Raw genomic sequence first — 18616 nt, 5'->3', positions numbered from 1 at the left:
CTTGAAGGTGCTGTTTGATGCTCATTGTCAGTTGCTCAAAGTACATATCCTGTGGGAGCGGGCTTGCTCGCGAAAGCGATGGACCAGCCACCTTCAATGTTGGATGTGCCGACGCCTTCGCGAGCAAGTCGGATCGCCGCACCGCCGCTCCCACAGGGATAGTGGGCATTCTGCGATTTCTACTGGTTGGCGCAGTCCTGTTGCTGAGCGCCTGCGCCAGCCGGGCGCCCCTGCCCGAGCAAACCCCGAACCTGGCGCTGCCGCTGCAATTGCACATCCAGCGACTCGAGGCCGACCAACGTCAGGACTGGGTGCTGGTGATCCAGCGTGAAGACCCTGGCATTCGCTGGTCGATGATGGACTTGTTAGGCATTCCGCAGGCACGGCAGAAACTGGTCGATGGCCAGTGGCAGTCTGACGGTCTGCTGCCGCCCAATCCGCAAGCGCGAGAACTGTTCGCCGCGCTGCTGTTTGCGCTGACGCCCAAAGATGAACTCTCAGGCAACTACCCCACTGCCTGGCAACATGGATCGCAACGATCCCTGCCATCGCGCTGGGACGTCCGTTACTCACAACCGATGAGCTTTGAATTGAACCTGCCCAAAGGCCCGAATTATCGAGTCACGCCCCTGAGCGGAGACGCGCCATGACGGCTTACCTGAACGCCCTCGGGGTAATCTGCGCCCTGGGCCGCGACAAACGCGAAGTCAGCCGCAACCTGTTTGCCGGTGACTGCAGCGGCATGCGCCACGAAGCGGGTTGGGTGGCGCAGCGGTCGTTGCCGGTAGCGGCGGTGCGCGGCGAACTGGCGCCGATCCCCATCGAGCTGAGCAAGCAAAGCACGCGCAATAATCAATTGCTGCTGGAGGCCGCGCTGCAAATTCGCGAAGACATCGAGCGCGCGATCCAGACCTATGGCCGCGACCGTATCGGTATCGTTCTGGGCACCAGCACCTCGGGCATCGACGAAGCCAGTCGCGGACTGGCGCATTACATCCGCGAGCATCAATTCCCGGCCGATTACGACTATCAGCAGCAGGAACTCGGCGCGCCGGCGAATTTCCTCGCCGACTGGCTGCAATTGAGCGGTCCGGCCTATGTGATTTCCACGGCCTGCACCTCCAGCGCCCGGGCACTGATGAGTGCCCAGCGCCTGTTGGACCTTGGCCTGTGCGATGCCGTGTTGTGTGGCGGTGTCGACACTTTGTGCAAACTGACCCTCAACGGGTTTTCGGCACTGGAAGCGGTCTCTGAACAGCGTTGCAATCCGTTCTCGGTCAACCGTAACGGCATCAACATCGGCGAAGCGGCAGCGCTGTTTCTGATGACTGGAAATGCAGGCGACAACCCGCCGATTGCCCTGCTGGGCAGCGGCGCCAGCTCCGACGCGCACCACATCTCCGCGCCGGAGCCGACCGGCCGTGGTGCCTTGCAAGCCATGCGCAAAGCCTTGAGCCGCGCCGGCCTGCAACCCGAACAGATCGATTACCTGAACCTGCACGGCACCGCCACCCAACACAACGACGCCATGGAAAGCCTGTCGGTGGCGGCATTGTTCCCGAACGGCGTCCCCTGCTCCTCGACCAAACCGATGACCGGTCATACCCTGGGCGCTGCGGGCGCCCTGGAAGCGGCGTTCTGCTGGCTGAGCCTGAGCACCGGCAACCGCGAACACGCCCTGCCGCCCCATATCTGGGATGGCCAGCCGGATCCCGAACTGCCGGCCCTGAAGTGGGTGACCCCGATCGATCGCCTGGCGTCCATTGCACCTCGCTATCTGATGAGCAACTCCTTTGCCTTCGGTGGCAATAACGTCAGCCTGATTATCGGAGACGCCCCATGATCGATTGGCCGCTCGCCGACCTGCTGCCCCATGCTGGCGACATGATCCTCATCGAGCAGATCCTGTCGTTCGATGACGAGCAGATTTACACCCGCCTCACCGTCAGGCCCGATGGCCTGTTCAGCTGTCCAGACGGCAGCCTGCCGGCCTGGGTCGGTATCGAATTGATGGCCCAGAGCGTTGCCGCCTATGCCGGCTGCCATGCGCGCCAGCGCGGCGATGCGGTGGCATTGGGGTTCCTGCTCGGCACGCGTAAATTCGAATGCAACGTCGAACACTTTCCCGCCGGCACCGAGCTGACCATCCATGGCCTGCGCTCGCTGGAGGACGACAATGGCATGGGCGTGTTCGAATGCCACATCAATGCCCCCGGCATTCACGCCACCGCCCGTCTGAACGTGTTCCGCCCGCCTCAGGCCGCGCAATATCTTCATGAATCCCAAGGAGTCCAGTCATGACTGAATCCGTACTGGTCACCGGTTCCAGCCGTGGCATCGGCCGCGCCATCGCGTTGCGCCTGGCCCGGGCCGGGTATGACATCGTGCTGCATTGCCGCAGCGGCCTGGCGGACGCCCTCGCGGTGCAAGCCGAGGTCGAGGCCCTGGGACGCACGGCGCGCATCCTGCAATTCGACGTGTCCGACCGCGCCGGTTGCAAAGCCGCTCTTGAGGCCGACGTGGAAACCCACGGCGCCTATTACGGCGTGGTGCTGAACGCCGGCCTGACACGCGACGGTGCTTTTCCGGCCCTGAGCGAGGATGATTGGGATGTGGTAATGCGCACCAATCTCGACGGTTTCTACAACGTGTTGCACCCGGTGATGATGCCGATGATTCGTCGTCGCGCCGCCGGGCGCATTGTCTGCATCACCTCGGTGTCCGGATTGATCGGTAACCGTGGCCAGGTCAACTACAGCGCCTCCAAGGCCGGTTTGATCGGCGCGGCGAAGGCATTGGCGATCGAACTCGGCAAGCGCAAAATTACCGTGAACTGTGTCGCACCCGGCCTGATCGACACTGCGATGCTCGATGAAAACGTGCCGGTGGAAGAACTGATGAAAATGATCCCCGCACAACGCATGGGCACCCCGGAAGAAGTGGCTGGCGCGGTGAACTTCCTGATGTCGGCGGAAGCCGCGTATATCACCCGGCAGGTTCTGGCCGTCAACGGAGGCCTGTGCTGATGAAGCGCGTCGTCGTCACCGGCATGGCCGGCATCACCTCACTGGGCAGCGATTGGGAGACCATCGCCGGCAACTTCGCAGCCAACCGCAGCGGTATCCGCCGGATGGACGAATGGGATCGCTTTACCGAACTCAACACGCGCCTGGCCGGGCCTATCGATGACTTTAAAGTGCCCAGCCACTGGACCCGCAAGCAACTGCGCAGCATGGGCCGCGTCTCGCGGCTTGCCGTGGGTGCTGCCGAGCAAGCGCTGGCCGACGCCGGATTGCTGGGCAACCCATTGATCAAGGACGGGCGCATGGGCGTGGCCTGCGGCTCGTCCACCGGTAGCACCGACGAGATCAAGGCCTTCGGCAACATGCTGCTCAACTCGGTGGCCGAAGGCCTGAACGCCAACTCCTACGTGCGCATGATGCCGCACACCACCGCGGCGAACATCAGCATCTTCTTCGGCCTGACCGGGCGCCTGATTCCGACCTCCAGCGCCTGCACCAGCGGCAGCCAGGGCATCGGTTACGCCTACGAGTCGGTCAAATTCGGCCGCCTGCCGCTGATGCTCGCCGGCGGCGCCGAAGAACTGTGCCCCACCGAGGCCATGGTATTCGATGCGCTCTACGCCACCAGCCTGAAAAACGATGCCCCGCAAACCAGCCCTCGCCCGTATGACATCGGACGCGATGGCCTGGTGATCGGTGAAGGCGCTGGCATGCTGGTACTCGAGGAACTGGAACACGCCCTGGCCCGAGGCGCGCATATCCATGCCGAACTCGTCGGTTTCGGCAGTAACGCCGATGGCCAACACGCCACCCGTCCAGAGCAGTCCACCATGCGCCGGGCCATGGAACTGGCCCTGGAAGACGCCGGGCTGCAGCCTTCGGACATCGGCTACGTGAACGGTCACGGCACGGCAACCGAACAGGGCGACATCGCTGAAACCCTGGCCACCAGCAGCCTGTTCGGCGAACACATGCCGATCAGCTCGCAAAAGAGCTTCCTCGGCCACACCCTGGGCGCCTGCGGTGCGCTGGAGTCCTGGTTCAGCATCGAAATGATGAACCGCGACCTGTACGTGCACACCTTCAACCTGGACGAGGTCGACCCGAAATGCGGCAAACTCGATTACCTGCGCGGCGAGTTTCGGCAGATGAGCAATGAGTATGTGATGAATAATAATTTTGCGTTTGGCGGGGTTAATACGTCGCTGATTTTTCGGCGGTGGGCGTAATCTGGTCGTTCAACGTTTCCAGTAAAACCACAACGACAAAGGGCGCCCTTCGGCGCCCCTTCACAAACAGGTCGGCTTGTCATCGCCCTTAACCTGACTGGCTCTGCGATGGCTGGTTGCCCAGGATCCTCAGAGTCTCACAAGCCCCTTTCGGGAACATCCATCGCAACCGGAGTCATTGCGCGCGAGCCAGGGCCAACTAGAGTGGATCGAGATTGTCCAGCACCCGGTTCACCGCCAGCTCTCCCAGCATGATCGACTGCTGAATCCCCAGCAGTGTGTTGCACTGCGATCCTTGCAGATACCTCGCGAAATCACTGGCCATGACATTCGCTGATGCCAAGGATTCGCATGCGTATTCCAGCAGGGTTTGGTTGTCGATATCGGGGGCGATGAGGAAAATTTTGCTCGGCGTGCGTGTTTCGGAATCGGTTGATTCCGAAACAGAGACTGGCTCGGTATCCGGCGGGTTCGGAGTTGGCTTAATCATTGGGAAGGTAATCCTGTTAGTAGTGCCGCAACCTGTTTCGCTACTAAACGTAAGGGTGGCAGCTGTGCGCAAGTTAGTAGACCGGACACCTACCCAAAATCCGGCGCACCCAGGAGTGCCATGCGCACAGCTACCATCAAGTGCAGGCGAACCTGACTGAATGACGCTTGTGCAGCCGTTTGGGGAGGAGAAGCGGGCTACTAAACCCGATCACTGGGAATCAGTGACACGAATCAAGTTACCGGCGGCCCCCAAGGCGCACAAGCCGGTGGATTCTGGCGTAGTTGTAGGTAATGCCGCAAGGTGCTGTAGCCTCTCCAAATTACTTCGGAAACGTCCTACAGCAAGCGGTATATCTTCCGATAGGATGAATACTTCATCGTCATAGATAGCTGCCCCTTTTTTGGTGTTCTGGCGGACGCCATCGCGGGCAAGCCCGCTCCCACAGGGTTCAGCGGTGTAAACACGATTTTCGCCACACAGCCGAACCCTGTGGGAGCGGGCTTGCCCGCGATTGACGGCGAAGCGGTCACGGCTTCAGCGGCTCAACCTTGCGCGTCAGCAGCTCGATAAACGCCTTGGCCATCGGCGACTTCTGATCCTTGCGCTGCACCAGCCACACCGCTGACACTGCCGCTGGATCCAGCAACGGCCGATACACCACACCATCGATGCGCATCCGCTGATAAGACGCCGGCAGCACCGATACCCCCAATCCCGCCGCGACCAGACCGATGATGGTCATCGCCTCCCCCGCCTCTTGTGCAAAGTGCGGGTTGAAGCCGGCATCCCGGGCCAGGCTGAGCAATTGTGCATAAAGTCCGCTGCCATAACTGCGCGGGAAAAATACGAAGGGTTCGTGAGCCAGAGCCGAGAGGAATAAGCCTTCTTCGCTACCGGCCACCAACGGATGCTTGGAGCTGAGGACCGCCACCAGTGGCTCGCGCATCAGTTCCACCATGCTGAGTGAGTCCGGCAGACTCAGCGGCCGCATGATTCCCACCTCGATCGATTCGTCCACCAGGGCGACGGCCACTTGGGTGCTGCTCATTTCCCGCAGATTCAAGTGCACTGCCGGAAACTGCTGGCGAAAGGAAAAGATTGCCTGAGGGATCGTCGAGTTGAATGGCGCAGACGAGGTAAAGCCAATCTTCAGTTCACCCAACTCACCCAGCTGCGCTCGCCGTGCAACATTCGCCGCTTTATCCACCTGCGCCAAAACCAGCCGCGCCTCTTCCAGAAACAAGCGACCGGCCTCACTCAGCTCGACCCGACGATTGGTACGTTCGAAAAGCCGTGCGCCCACTTCCTGTTCCAGCGCCTGGATCTGTTGACTCAACGGTGGTTGAGAGATGCCCAGCACCTGGGCAGCGCGGCCAAAATGCAGTTCTTCGGCAACGGCGATGAAGTAGCGCAGATGACGCAATTCCATGAAAACTCCATTAGGTCGCAAAACCTCTCAAACAGGTCGAACAATATATTGGATTGAATCATTAGCGAGCTATATGCTTTTTTCATTGCCTGACCGGCCGCGTCCTCCGAGGTTTGAAGTGAAAACTGTTGTCGCTCCACTCGCCCATGAAATTCCGCCCGCCGCGCGGGACGATGTCGTCGCCGGGTTCAAGGAGATTTACATCGAAAAGGGCACACCGATGTTCATGCGCACGGTGCTCGCGCTGTTCTGCGGCGGCTTCGCGACCTTCGCCCTGCTTTACTGCGTGCAACCGATGATGCCGCTGCTGTCCCACGAGTACGCCATCAACGCGGCCCAGAGCAGCCTGATTCTGTCGGTGGCCACTGGCATGCTCGCCATCGGTTTGTTGATCACCGGTCCCCTCTCCGACCGCGTAGGGCGTAAACCGGTCATGGTTGCGGCGTTGTTCGCGGCGGCGCTGTGCACCATCGCCAGCTCCATGATGCCGAGCTGGCACGGCGTGTTGCTCATGCGCGCGCTGATAGGGTTGTCGTTGAGTGGTCTGGCAGCGGTCGCCATGACTTACCTGAGCGAAGAGATTCATCCGCAGCACATCGGCCTGGCCATGGGCCTGTATATCGCCGGCAACGCCATCGGCGGGATGAGCGGACGCTTGATTACCGGGGTGTTGATCGACTTCGTCAGCTGGCACACGGCGATGCTGGTGATCGGTGGCCTGGCGCTGATCGCGGCGGCGGTGTTCTGGAAGATTCTCCCCGAGTCGCGCAACTTCCGCCCTCGTTCATTGCACCCGCGCAGCCTGCTGGACGGCTTCGCCATGCACTTTCGTGATGCCGGCCTGCCGCTGTTGTTCCTCGAAGCCTTTGTGCTGATGGGCGCGTTTGTCACCCTGTTCAACTACATCGGTTATCGCTTGCTGGCCGAGCCGTATCACATGGATCAGGCGTTTGTCGGGCTGCTCTCGGTGGTGTACCTGTCGGGCATCTACAGCTCGGCGAAAGTCGGCGCCCTGGCCGATAGACTTGGCCGGCGCAAAATGCTCTGGGCCACCATCGTGCTGATGATCGCCGGCCTGGCCCTGACCCTGTTTACGCCCTTGCCGGTGGTGATCGTCGGCATGCTGATTTTCACCTTCGGCTTCTTCGGCGCCCATTCGGTGGCCAGCAGCTGGATCGGCCGCCGCGCGCTCAAGGCCAAGGGGCAGGCGTCGTCGCTGTACCTGTTCAGCTATTACGCCGGGTCGAGCATTGCCGGCACGGCGGGTGGGGTGTTCTGGCATCTGGGCGGCTGGAACGGGATTGGGCTGTTTATCAGCGCGTTGCTGGTGGTGGCGCTGCTGATCGCGTTGAAGCTGGCGCGTCTGCCGCTGCTCCCGGGGAGCAGCTCGCCTACCTGAGCACTACCCGCGCCTCGAGTACGGCGTCGCGCTTTTCCAGGGTTAGAGATTGCAGGGCGACGCCGTCGCGCTCGGTACGGTCCAGCCATTGCAGCAGAGCCTTGGCGTCGCCGCTGAGGGTCAGGCGCAGCAGGTCGTTGTCCGTATCCATCTGGTGCAACTCGAGACCCGCTGCCGTGATGCTTTCGCTGGCGCGCAGCGACAAAGGCTGGTTAATGGCGACGGGGATGTTGCCCCGGGGTTGCGCCTGTTGCAGCTGCGCCGCCAAGGTCAGTTGCTGCTGATACTGACGCTCTACTGTCTCAAGCCGCTGGCGGGCCGGCTGCCAGATCAGAGTGAATGCCAGGGCGGCCAGAATGAAAACGCCCATGGCCGACAACAGCCGTTGCTCGCGGGTGGACATGCGTTGCCAGGCTGCCTTCATGCGTCTTTCTCCACTATCAGGGTCGCCCGCACCCCATTGCCTTCTTTGCTCGCACTGTCGAGCCTGACGGGCACGCCTTGCTGTCGCCCGCGTTCGCGCAACTGCTCAAGCTCGGCGAAGCTGTTGGCAGTCAGCTGGATTTTCCAGCCGCTGCCTTCGCTAAACTCGATGCGCTGGACTTCGACGTGGCTGGCGCCAATGACCTGCTCGATCAGATTGACCAGGCTCGCGGTATGCGTGTCCTGTGGCTGCGCGCGTTGGCTTTGAAGCGCTTTGAACTGCGTTGCCAGGTCGACGATGCGGCTCTGCTCAGGGTAAAGCGCCTTGAACCGTTGTTCGCTCTGGGTATAGAGCTGGCGGGTTTCGTTATCCAGAAAACGGACGCGCATTTCAGTAGCGCCCCAGCTCAGCATCAACAGCATCAGCAGCGCCAAGCCACCCAGACGCCAGGGCAGGGGGTTTGCGCGCGGGGCAAATGTGCCCTGCAGCAGGTCGATGGCATGGGAGGGACGGGTTACCAACCATTGATCGACATCGACCGAGTCCTGACGCTCGTCGCACCATTGAATGTCCGAAGGCAAAGCCGCCTTGAGCAAAGTCAAACTGTCGTCCGACACGGCTACCCGCGCCGGCAACCCGCCGCCCAACAGCCATCGACCGAACCACCAAACACCCGACGCCTGGTCCCCGGGCAATACATCGGCATCGACGAAGACTGAACGCACCGCAATGCCGGACTCGGCCAGCAGCGCGAGCACCCCGGCAAAGAGCTCCCGGTCGATCACCATCACCGGGTAGCGTCCTTCACGATCGCGAGCACCGACACTCAAGTGCAGCATTTCCAATGCTTCGCTCAGTTGATCTTCAACCGCAAACGCAATGGCCTGCGCACCGGGCTGGCGCTTGGAGGGCCATGGTTCGCTGCGTACCCAGCTGCAGGATTCCATCGGCAGCAGCACATCGACCGCCTGCCCGTTCAGTGCCTGCGCAGCTTGATGCAATGGCAGGGGCTGGCGTTGGCCCATGGAGGACCATACACAGCAGGGCCAATCGGCCGACGGTGCGGCCAGACCCTCGGCAGTCAGGTATAGCCAGGTATTCATCGCGGCATCTCGTTGGCACTCGAAGGAAGAAAGCGTCTTTGCAGGATGTTCAGTTGCCGAGTATCAGGGTCGCGCTCGACGTCGGTGGCCAGCCGCAGAGTGCTCTGCCCCCGGGTAACCTGAACCGTAATCCGGTGCCAGCGGCTGCTGACGCCAAGGCCGTGACTGCTCAGGCCCGCTCCGGACAGCAACGGGTCCTGGGTAAAGGCCTGGACACTGGCCCATGGGCTCGTCGAGCGCTGACGGACCAATGCGTCGGCAGTCTCGGCTTCCATACCGTCGAGCATCCTCAACACCAACACCGGTGCCGTATTGATGTTCAGCACGGCGTCCTTGGGTAACACCGCCACCCAGGGTTCCAGTCGACGCAGCAACTGACCGTCAATCCCAGGCAGCAGGCGCAGCTGGCTCAGCTCCCGTAGTGCGCCCACCTGACTCAACGCCAGCGGTGGAATGTCGAGCAAGGCCAGCAGGCGTGCCCAGCGATTGAGGGTGACCTGGTCGACCTGCCCCTGAGTCAACAATGCATTGAGATTGAAGCGCCCGGCCAAGTCCTCGATATCAATGCGAATCTGCGTGTCTTCAATGTCGAAACCCGGTGTCAATCGAGCCCAGTCCTGGGCCATGTCGACTGTTTTTTGCGGGTCCCGCGCGACGTCCTGCAACAGCACCAGCGCCCAGGTTTCCCCGGCCACACCGAGTTGACGCAGGTGCATCTGCTGCAATTGTTGTCCGCTGCTTTGCAGCAACAAACGGTGGCTGTGCAGCAAGCCACTTGTTATCAGCAGCGCCAGGCTCATGACCAGCAATACGCTGATCAATGCGATGCCCCGTTGCCGCCCGTTCATGGCAGCGCCCCGGGCAATAGCAACACTCGACGGATCGACTCGAAACGCCCCGCCGACAATTGCACTTGCACCGCCAGCGGCGCTTTAACGCCCTGCCCGGTCGGCCAGTCACTGCGCCAGCCGGACTGACCATCGAACAGCCGCCAACTCAAGCCGCGAACATCGTCGAGCAATTTTTGTCGCTGTACGATCGGCGAGCCCTCCCCTTGGCTGTCGCGCCACAGCGCACCGTCGTCGAGACGATAGGTCAGCGCCTGGCGCTCGCTACGGGGTTGGTCCAGCGGGTTGCGCCAATTGCTGCGTTGCCACTGCAACCGCGTCTGCGCAAGCACCACAGGCTGCTCGGTGATGTGCAGCAAATCCCGCTCGATCGTCGCTATCGCCCGTTGCAGGCTTCTGAATTCACGTTCGTGTGCCGCCGTGCCCTGCTGCACGCGCACCACGCCATCGAACAGCCCCCAACTGGCGAGGCCCAGCACCGCGAAAATCGCCAGGGCGATCACCAGCTCCAGCAAGGTGAAACCGCTCTGTTTACTCATGACGAGCGGGTATCCAGCCGCTGGCACGGTGCAAGGTCTGCTCACGACCGGAAAGGCTGACGTCAATATCGATCTGGAGCAGGCGCGGGTCCTTCGCGACACTGATGTGCTGACGCAATAACCAGTCGCGGCGATCCATGTGCACGATCTGTTGCTGTTGTCCGGCAGCCACCCGGGGTTGCAGGCGCAGTTCATTCAACCGGTTATCTGCCAGCCATGCCGCGAAGAGTCGTTCTTCGACCCCGCCGGTTTGCTTCACCACGTATTGGCTGGCGGACAGTACGGCCGCTGCCAGGGTCGCAAAGATTGCCAGGGCCACCATGATTTCCAGCAATGTGAAGCCGCACATGGGCGCCATCAACCGCCGACTAGCCATCGATCACAGGTTCCCCTATGCCGTCGCTGGACAGGCTCAGCCAGCTCGTGCCCTGACTGGCGAAAGTCAGCGTGAATGCACTGGTCTCGTCGCTGCTGAGCATCAACAACTGCGGCGGCCCCTCGTCGGCACCGAGGCTGACAGGATGCCCCTCCTGTTCAAGTCGCGGCCGCAGGTCGCCGGGCCATCGATACAAGGCCGTCACCGGTTCCCAGCCCCGGACATCGAGCCGCATCGCCCGATAGCCGTCGACGCTCAGCCGCAAGCCATGCTCCTGGCCTGCGAGTACCGCCCGTTCACGCAATTGGTGAATCATCCGCACGATCCCGTCCGCTTCCTGCCGGGCCTGACGCTTCGGATTCGGTCCGGTGGCAAAGCTCACCATGCCCAGCAGCACGCCGATCAAAACGATCACGATCATCAGCTCGAGCAAGGTAAACCCCCGGCAATGGCAGCGCATCCGTCAACCGCCCCAGTTACCGATGTCTGCCGCATGCCCTTCGCCTCCCGCGATGCCGTCGGAACCCAGGGAGTACAAGTCGAAGCGGCCGTCGATCGATCGTACGCCCGGATTGAGGTATTGATACGGCGCACCCCAAGGGTCCACAGGCAGGCTTTTCAGGTAACCCTGAGGGTTCCAGTTGCGCACTGCCGGCGTGCCTGAGGGACGCTTGACCAAGGCGTCCAGACCTTGCTGGGTCGAGGGGTAATGGAAGTTGTCGAGGCGATACATTTCCAGCGCCGTAGAGATCGCTTGAATATCGATTCTGGCGGCGGTGGCCTTGGCCTGATCCGGACGGCTCATGAACTGCGGCACCACGATTGCGCCCAGGATGCCGATGATGACCACCACCACCATGATTTCGATCAGGGTAAAACCGCGCTGGGCGGCAGGAGCGTTTTTGCGTGCAGGTTGCATGGGTCAATTCACCAATTGGTTGAGGCTCAGGATCGGGAGGAGGATGGCCATGACGATCAGCAGCACGACGCCGCCCATCAGCACCAGCATGGCCGGCTCGAACAGGCTCACCACCAGAGCGATGCGCGCGGCCAGGCTGCTCTCCTGTTGTTCGGCGGCGCGGGCCAGCATGCGATCGAGCTCGCCCGCCCGTTCGCCGCTGGCGATCATGTGCAGCATCATCGGCGGGATATCGCCGCTCTGCTCCAGGCCGCGGGTCAGGGTCCCGCCTTCGCGGACCGAGCGGGCCACATCGACCATCCGCGCGCGGATGGTCAGGTTGCCGATGACGGCGGCTGCGATTTCCAGCGCGTCCACCAGGGGCACGGCACTTTTGCCGAGAATGGCCAGGGTGCTGGCGAATCTCGCCGCCTCCATCGCCCGCAACACTTCACCGATCAACGGGACGTTCAATACCAGGCGATGCCAGCGCAGTCGCCAGGTCGGCTGGCGCAGGCTCCAGCGCCACAGACCCACCATCGCCGCCAGCGCCGCCATCAACAACAGGCCATGGTTGCGCAGGGCATCGCTCAGGCCGATCAGCGCCCGGGTCAGCCAGGGCAGCGGTTGCCCGCTGTCGACGAAAATCTTCACCACGTCCGGCACCACATAACCGAGCAGAAAGCCGACGATCGCCACACTGGCCAGCATCAGGATCAACGGGTACACCAAGGCCATCTGGATTTTTTGCCGCGAAGCCTGGCGGGCCTGGGTGTAGGTCGCCAGTTGCTCCAGCACATGGCCCAGGTGGCCGGAACGTTCCCCCGCAGCGACGGTGGCACGGAATAAGTCGGGAAATGCCTTGGGAAACAGACCCAGCGCCGTTGCCAGGGCCTGACCTTCCATCACTCGGCTCCTGACTGCCGACACCAAACCGGCAACCCTGCGCCGGGCACTCTGCTTCGCCACCGCTTCGAGTGCTTCTTCCAGGGGTAGACCGGCCTGGACAAGCGTCGACAGCTGCAAGGTCAGCAGTGCCAGCTCCGCAGCTTTCAGTCGCCCACCACGAGGCTGCGTATTACCGCCACCCCCCGTTCCAATCTCACTCAACGTGCGAGGCCACAAGCCACGCTCACGCATCAGTTGCCGGGCATGACGAGCGTTGTCGGCTTCCAGTCGGCCCTTGCAAGGGCGACCCCGGGCATCGTCAGCGCGATAGTCGAAAGTCGGCACTGGTTAGCCCTCCTGGGTCACACGCAATAGCTCATCGAGGCTGGTCAAGCCATCGAGCACCCGTTGACGACCGTCCTGGAACAGGCTGCGGGATTCCTTGCGCGTTTCGTCGGCCAAGGCCTGCTCGCCGGCGCCCTGGTGAATCAGGGCCGACACGGCGGGCGTCACGCTGATCAGTTCGTAGATCCCGATACGTCCGCGATAACCGTGCTGACACTGCTCGCACCCCACAGCGCTGAACAGTGGCGGTGGTGCTGCAGCGTCGAGCCCCAAACGTTGGCACGTGGCGGCATCGGCGATGTAGGGCGCCTTGCACTGTGGACACAACGTGCGCAGTAAGCGCTGGGCCAGAATGCCCACCAGCGATGACGCCAACAGGTAGGCATCGACGCCCATGTCCACCAGCCGGGTCACTGCGCCGATCGCGCTGTTGGTGTGCAGCGTCGAGAGCACCAGGTGACCGGTCAGGGAAGCCTGGACCGCTATTTGCGCCGTCTCCCGGTCACGAATTTCACCGACCATCACCACGTCGGGGTCCTGGCGCAGGATCGCCCGCAGGCCTCGGGCAAAGGTCATCTCCACTTTCGGATTGACCGGCATCTGACCGACGCCCGGCAGGTGGTATTCAATGGGGTCTTCGACCGTGAGGATGTTGCGGGTCTGGTCATTCAGACTGCTCAGCGCGGCGTACAGGCTGGTGGTCTTGCCGGAGCCGGTCGGGCCGGTCACCAGAAGAATGCCGTGAGGTTTACCCAACAGCTGGCGCAGGGTTTCGAGGGTGTCGTGCGGCATGCCCAGTCGCCCCAACTCCAGGCGCCCGGCCTGTTTGTCGAGCAAGCGCAACACCACGCGTTCGCCGTGTGCCGAGGGCAGGGTCGAGACCCGCACATCGACTTCGTGCCCGGCCAGCCGCAGGGCCATCCGACCATCCTGGGGCACGCGTTTTTCAGCAATATCCAGACGCGCCATGACCTTGATCCGCGACACCAGCAGCGTCGCCAGCTCACGCCGGGGCCTGAGCATTTCCCGCAGTTGGCCGTCGACCCGCATGCGCACCGACACAGAGTGCTCGAAGGTTTCCAGGTGCACGTCCGACGCTTGTTCGCGCACCGCTTCGCTGAGCAGTGCGTTGATCAGCCGGATGATCGGCGCATCGCCCTGCTGCTCCAGCAGATCGGCGGCCTGCGGGACTTGATCCACCAGGCTGAGCAGGTCCAGTTCTTCGTCCAGCCCCTGGGCGACCTGCTCGGCCGCGCTCTGACCTTCGCGGTAGGCTGTCGCCAGGCGCGCAGCAAACACACCGGCTTCCAGCACCCGCACCGGCAGGTCCCGGCCGCACACCCGGCGCGCTTCCGCCAGGGCTGTGAGCGGCGTATCGGCGCGCAGGGCCAGGCTTACATCAGTTCCTTCGCGTTCCAGCAGCACGCCAAATCGCCGGGCGAAACCAAAGGGCAATTGCTCGCAGGGATCAGACGGCCGGGTCATGGCGCAGCCGGCGCTGGCTTGCGTAAATCGAACATTGGCGCGTCGGTGCTCGGCTCGAACAACTGCCGCGATTCTGCCGGCAGCAGCAGCGAGTTGTTCTGACCCGCGCTCGGTTGGCTCAGCTCGCGCAGCGCGTTGTAGCGCTGCTGGCTGATATCCACCAGGTCTTCCTTGCTGCGAACGATGGTGGGTCGCAGGAAGACCATCAGATTACTTTTGGTCTGGGTGTCCCGGCTCCAGCGAAACAGCGCGCCCAGGTAGGGAATGTCGCGCAGCAGCGGTACCCCGCTCTTTTGCGTGCGCACGCTGTCGCGGATCAGGCCGCCGATCACGATGATCTCGCCATCGTCGGCCAGAATAGTGCTCTTGAGTGCACGCTTGTTGGTGATCAAGTCCGAGGAATCGATGCCCGACACCGAGGGCGCGACGTCCGACACCTCTTGCTCGACTTCCAGCCGCAACGTCGAACCGTCGTTGATGTAGGGCTTTATCTTCAGGCTGATGCCCACGTCCTTGCGTTCGACGGTGGTAAACGGGTTTTCTGCGCCATTGCTGTTGGTGGCGTAGGAGCCGGTCTTGAAGGGCACGTTCTGACCGACAATGATTTCCGCTTCCTGATTGTCCAGGGTCAACAGGCTCGGCGTGGAGAGCAGGTTACTTCGCGTATTGCTGGCCAGGGCTGAAATCAACGCGCCGAAGCGGTCACCGCCCAACTGCAGAAATGCACCTTCCGGCGCCGATTTTTTTTCGTCAAAATTCAGCCCGCCGACGATCGGGATGTCGGTACCGGGGAAGTTGATAAAGCCTTTGGCGTCACCGGTACTCACGCTCCACTGAACGCCCACGGCTTCGGCAATGTCCCCGGAAATCTCGACGATGGCGGCATGGATCAGCACCTGCGCCCGAGGCTGGTCCAGCTGGCGCACAATGCTTTCGATAGTCCTGAGTTGCGCCGACTCGGCGATCACCACCAGTGCATTCTGGCTTTCGTCGGCCTTGATCATAAAGGTCGTGCCTGATGAGGTGTCCTTGGCGCCGCCCAGGGCCGGCGCCTGTTTTCTGCCCTGCCCCATCGTTTCCAGCACTTCGGCCAATTGCTTGGCATCGCTGTGGCGCAGCCGGAGGACTCGCGCATTGTCGAGGGCCGCCGTGGCCGGGATGTCGAGACGGCTCGCCAGGTCGACCAGACGTTGGCGAACCGCCAGCGGGCCGATGAAGATCAGGCGGTTGGTCCTGGTATCGGTCAGTACCTGAATCGCTGAATCGGCGTTGCGCTTGCCCAAGGAAGCTTCAATGACCGGGGCCACGTCTGCGACCTGGGCGTGACGCAGTTGCACCACTGCATGCAGGCTGTTCTGCCCGGAATCCAGCTGCCGGACCACTTGCTCGATACGTTTCACATTGGCGGCCGAGTCAGTGACCACCAATGCATTGGCCGACACCGACGGGCCGACATAACCATTGGCCGACACCAGCGGCCGCACCAGCCCGGAGATATCGGTGGCGCTACCGGTATTGAGGTCGATAACGCGGGTGACGAACTGCGAGGCCGTGGCGTTCTTCGCAGCACCTTGGCCGGCCCGGGTCCTGGCTTCCGTCACCGGGGTAATCAGGATCCGGTCGCCCTCGTCGATCACCGTAAAATTGTGGGCATCGAGCACCGAATAGAACAATCGGCGCACACCTTCACGGTCAAGGGCCTGCTGGGACATGACGGTGATCCGCCCCGACACCCTGGGATCGAGCACCACGGTGGTCCCGAGAATGCCGGAAAATTCTTCGACGATGTCGCGCAACTCGGCGTTGTTCATCGCCAGCTGCCATTTTTCTTCTGCGGCCGCAAGCGCGTCATGGAACAGCGCAATGGCCAAAACGACGAGAAGAACCATGGAGCGCAGGGCGTGTGCGCCGACGAAGCTATTCATGGAGGTGATCACTCTGACTGGCCGGATAGCGGGCGTAGATAACGCGAGGAAATAGCGGATATTTGAGGGTCGGCTTGCGATTCGAATCTGCGCAGAAAACGCGCGGCAGATCGCTGCAACGTCAATAGTTCTTCCCTGCCCTTGTTCCAAAGCACCACGTGGTTCGACTCGACCCGGCGCAGGACGCTGCCGCCAGGCAAACGTTCGCCCACCTGGTAAATTCGCGCGCCTTGGGAGTCGGCCAGCAGCGCCTTGGACAAACCTGTGCCGAGGATAAAACTCGCCTGCAAGGACAGGGGTTCAGCGCTGGGCAACAACGTGGTTTCAGCCGCCAGGCCGAGCACGGTTGCAACCGCTGTTGCATCAATGGGCGCACGGGAGGACGGCGTCATGGATGCCGCTGTATCGATGGGCAACGGTGAAGCCAGGCTTTGCCGAAAATGCCACTCTTGCCACGCCAGAAACGCCCCGTAGCCGATTGGCAAAATCAAAAGAAAACCTTTGCACAGGCGCACTCCGAACCCCGCCCGGTCCACCGACGAAAATTTCACGAGCCGCTCATGCCAAGTCGTGATTACAGCCGCCGACAACCCGTGCAGCCAAACGCGTTGTCTGGAGTAACCCGAAACAGTCATCTTTAACTCGATTTCAACAGAGGAAGAAAGCTTCAGGCGGTCGGTCAAAGATCGCCTGAAGTGTTACAGAGAGGGCTTAGAGTTTGTCCCACGCCGTGTGCCAGTGAGCACCGACGCCTGGTTCAAATCCGTTGGCGGAAGGGCTGTATTGCTTGCAGTAACCCGACTCGGGGAACGGTTTGCATTCGAAGACTTCATTGGTCTTGGGTTGCAGTACCTTGGTACCGGCGGTGTAGTCGCTGAGGCCCTCGGGGAACACGAAGTCATATTCGACGCCCGCGCCTTCACCGGTCATGTTGGTGGGTTGCGTATCCTGACGAGTGGTCCGGCCATCCAAGGTGGTACCGACCAATGTCAGGGTGTGTTTACCAGGATTGCTGCGAACATCCAGGGTCAGTGACGTCGAGCCGCTGTCCACCTGTGCAGAGGTGGTGCCAACCTGCTTGTTGTTTTCGTCGAGCAAGGTCGCTTCCACGTTCATTTTACGGTTCGAGATCATGCCGAACTGGACCTTGGCCAAGCCTTTTTCCAGCACGTATTCGGCCTGCTGAGAGGCCACCGACATGCGAGCCGCGGTGTCTTCCTTCATGTCCAGCTGAACTTCGTAACGGGTTACGCCGCTTTCTTTTTGCGCGTACAGACTGTTCTTACCCTTGACCGGCTCGATGTTTCCGTTTTCGTCACGAACACCGGCGCGGATAAGCGTGTGGGTGGCGTTGATTTTTTCGGCCAGCTTGAATGACGTGTTGTTTGGCGAACCTTCCTCTACGTTGTCGATGGATATTTCGACGCTGTACTTCGGGCTCTCGCCATCGGCCGAGAACGCGCGGGCCTTGACCTTGTCACCGACCAACAATGTGGTCGACGGTGCGATATTCCCGACAGCGGACCAGCCACCTGGCAGCGATGGCTCGGCAAGGATGTTCACATCGGCCGGGTTATAGAACGCCGCGTCGGTGTCACCGACTGTCCAGACCGCCAGGATGACGTGGTGGCCGGACTTGTCGTCAGGGAGGGTGCAGCTGTGCTTGTCACTGTTCGCTGGCTTCTGGTTACCGCCATCGACCGTGCAGAACGGCGTGCTTTCGAAGGAGACGCGTTTCAGCGATTCGTTCGGGTTCCAGCCGTTGCGTGTGATGAAGTATTCGTGCTTGGTCGCAGGGTGAACGGCGGTGTAGCGCCACTGGAAATCGATGTTGCGATCCTTGATTTCGGTCAACTGCCAACGGGTGGCGGACTGAGCGTCCAGCGCGGAGAACAACGAGTGACCGCCACTGGCGATCTTGCCATCGACCGGCCCCTGCAAAGGAGCACCGCCAACGCCTGCCGGGAAGCCTTTGAAGGTTTCACCGACGCTTTGCGGTTCGTATTGGGCGCCGCCACAGTTGGTGTTTACGCCTTTTTGGCAAAGCAATGCCCGCGATGGGGGTGTTTCCAGATAGCCGTGAGCGGAAACGGTTTGTGATGCCAGCATGGCCGATAACAGGATCATTGAAGAAGTGCAGGCGGTTAACGCACTTCTCTTTTCGAAATTGATTTTCATAATGTATTCCAGACTGCTTATCGAAGTTAAGGCG

General features: G+C 61.6%; 20 protein-coding genes. 6 read left to right on the top strand and 14 right to left on the bottom strand.

What is annotated here, in order from left to right; all coding sequences use genetic code 11:
* Positions 1-17: 17 nt before the first annotated feature.
* The 5 genes from F8N80_RS02180 to F8N80_RS02160 are packed head-to-tail and all read left to right on the top strand — an operon-like array spanning position 18 to position 4252.
* Positions 18-650, top strand: coding sequence for a hypothetical protein (locus tag F8N80_RS02180; protein WP_224790627.1), 633 nt, complete (start codon positions 18-20; stop codon positions 648-650).
* Positions 647-1843, top strand: coding sequence for a beta-ketoacyl-[acyl-carrier-protein] synthase family protein (locus F8N80_RS02175; RefSeq protein WP_150748612.1), 1197 nt, complete (start codon positions 647-649; stop codon positions 1841-1843). Before F8N80_RS02180 ends, F8N80_RS02175 begins: the two co-directional genes overlap by 4 nt.
* Positions 1840-2301, top strand: coding sequence for a hotdog family protein (locus F8N80_RS02170; protein ID WP_150748613.1), 462 nt, complete (start codon positions 1840-1842; stop codon positions 2299-2301). Before F8N80_RS02175 ends, F8N80_RS02170 begins: the two co-directional genes overlap by 4 nt.
* Positions 2298-3026, top strand: a complete 729-nt coding sequence (gene fabG / locus F8N80_RS02165; RefSeq protein WP_150783130.1) for a 3-oxoacyl-ACP reductase FabG — start codon at positions 2298-2300, stop codon at positions 3024-3026. Before F8N80_RS02170 ends, fabG begins: the two co-directional genes overlap by 4 nt.
* Entirely contained in the window at positions 3026-4252 is a 1227-nt protein-coding gene (locus F8N80_RS02160; protein ID WP_150783129.1) for a beta-ketoacyl-ACP synthase, read from the top strand. Before fabG ends, F8N80_RS02160 begins: the two co-directional genes overlap by 1 nt.
* Positions 4253-4451: 199 nt before the next feature.
* Here F8N80_RS02160 and F8N80_RS02155 read toward each other — a convergent pair whose 3' ends face one another.
* A complete protein-coding gene (locus tag F8N80_RS02155) occupies positions 4452-4742 on the bottom strand; it encodes a DUF6124 family protein (protein WP_150783128.1) in 291 nt (96 codons plus the stop codon).
* 529 nt (positions 4743-5271) lie between these two features.
* A complete protein-coding gene (locus tag F8N80_RS02150; RefSeq protein ID WP_150748617.1) occupies positions 5272-6174 on the bottom strand; it encodes a LysR family transcriptional regulator in 903 nt (300 codons plus the stop codon).
* 118 nt (positions 6175-6292) lie between these two features.
* On the opposite strand from F8N80_RS02150, the gene F8N80_RS02145 reads away from it, so the two are divergent.
* Entirely contained in the window at positions 6293-7573 is a 1281-nt protein-coding gene (locus F8N80_RS02145) for an MFS transporter (protein ID WP_224790626.1), read from the top strand.
* On the opposite strand, the gene gspM is transcribed toward F8N80_RS02145, so the two are convergent.
* The 12 genes from gspM to gbpA are packed head-to-tail and all read right to left on the bottom strand — an operon-like array spanning position 7566 to position 18582.
* Complete coding sequence (gspM, locus tag F8N80_RS02140) at positions 7566-7997, bottom strand: type II secretion system protein GspM (protein WP_150748619.1); 432 nt, start codon at positions 7995-7997, stop codon at positions 7566-7568. The genes F8N80_RS02145 and gspM overlap by 8 nt on opposite strands.
* Positions 7994-9100: a type II secretion system protein GspL gene (gene gspL / locus F8N80_RS02135; RefSeq protein WP_150748620.1), complete on the bottom strand. Its 1107-nt coding sequence runs from the start codon at positions 9098-9100 to the stop codon at positions 7994-7996. Before gspL ends, gspM begins: the two co-directional genes overlap by 4 nt.
* Complete coding sequence (locus F8N80_RS02130; protein WP_150748621.1) at positions 9097-9948, bottom strand: type II secretion system protein GspK; 852 nt, start codon at positions 9946-9948, stop codon at positions 9097-9099. The genes gspL and F8N80_RS02130 overlap by 4 nt, the downstream gene beginning before the upstream one ends.
* On the bottom strand, positions 9945-10487 hold the full coding sequence (locus F8N80_RS02125) for a type II secretion system protein GspJ (RefSeq protein ID WP_150748622.1): 543 nt from the start codon (positions 10485-10487) through the stop codon (positions 9945-9947). Before F8N80_RS02125 ends, F8N80_RS02130 begins: the two co-directional genes overlap by 4 nt.
* Positions 10480-10863, bottom strand: coding sequence for a type II secretion system minor pseudopilin GspI (gspI, locus tag F8N80_RS02120; RefSeq protein WP_150748623.1), 384 nt, complete (start codon positions 10861-10863; stop codon positions 10480-10482). The genes F8N80_RS02125 and gspI overlap by 8 nt, the downstream gene beginning before the upstream one ends.
* Complete coding sequence (gene gspH, locus F8N80_RS02115; RefSeq protein ID WP_150748624.1) at positions 10856-11323, bottom strand: type II secretion system minor pseudopilin GspH; 468 nt, start codon at positions 11321-11323, stop codon at positions 10856-10858. Before gspH ends, gspI begins: the two co-directional genes overlap by 8 nt.
* Before the next feature lie 3 nt (positions 11324-11326).
* Entirely contained in the window at positions 11327-11782 is a 456-nt protein-coding gene (gene gspG / locus F8N80_RS02110) for a type II secretion system major pseudopilin GspG (protein WP_150748625.1), read from the bottom strand.
* Positions 11783-11785: 3 nt separating this feature from the next.
* Positions 11786-12994 (bottom strand): type II secretion system inner membrane protein GspF, encoded by a 1209-nt coding sequence (gspF, locus tag F8N80_RS02105; protein ID WP_150783126.1) that lies wholly within the window; start codon positions 12992-12994, stop codon positions 11786-11788.
* Positions 12995-12997: 3 nt separating this feature from the next.
* Positions 12998-14479, bottom strand: coding sequence for a type II secretion system ATPase GspE (gene gspE / locus F8N80_RS02100; RefSeq protein ID WP_150748627.1), 1482 nt, complete (start codon positions 14477-14479; stop codon positions 12998-13000).
* Positions 14476-16404: a type II secretion system secretin GspD gene (gene gspD, locus F8N80_RS02095; protein WP_150783125.1), complete on the bottom strand. Its 1929-nt coding sequence runs from the start codon at positions 16402-16404 to the stop codon at positions 14476-14478. The genes gspE and gspD overlap by 4 nt, the downstream gene beginning before the upstream one ends.
* A gap of 8 nt (positions 16405-16412) precedes the next feature.
* Positions 16413-17087, bottom strand: a complete 675-nt coding sequence (locus F8N80_RS02090) for a type II secretion system protein N (RefSeq protein ID WP_318185846.1) — start codon at positions 17085-17087, stop codon at positions 16413-16415.
* A 28-nt stretch (positions 17088-17115) separates the two neighbouring features.
* Entirely contained in the window at positions 17116-18582 is a 1467-nt protein-coding gene (gene gbpA, locus F8N80_RS02085; protein ID WP_150748629.1) for an N-acetylglucosamine-binding protein GbpA, read from the bottom strand.
* Between the last annotated feature and the right edge of the window lie 34 nt (positions 18583-18616).

Origin of the sequence: Pseudomonas fluorescens, from assembly GCF_902497995.1 — a bacterium.
Taxonomy (GTDB): domain Bacteria; phylum Pseudomonadota; class Gammaproteobacteria; order Pseudomonadales; family Pseudomonadaceae; genus Aquipseudomonas; species Aquipseudomonas fluorescens_BK.
Note: the sequence above shows the minus strand (reverse complement) of the source record. Positions and strands in the feature narration are given on the sequence as shown.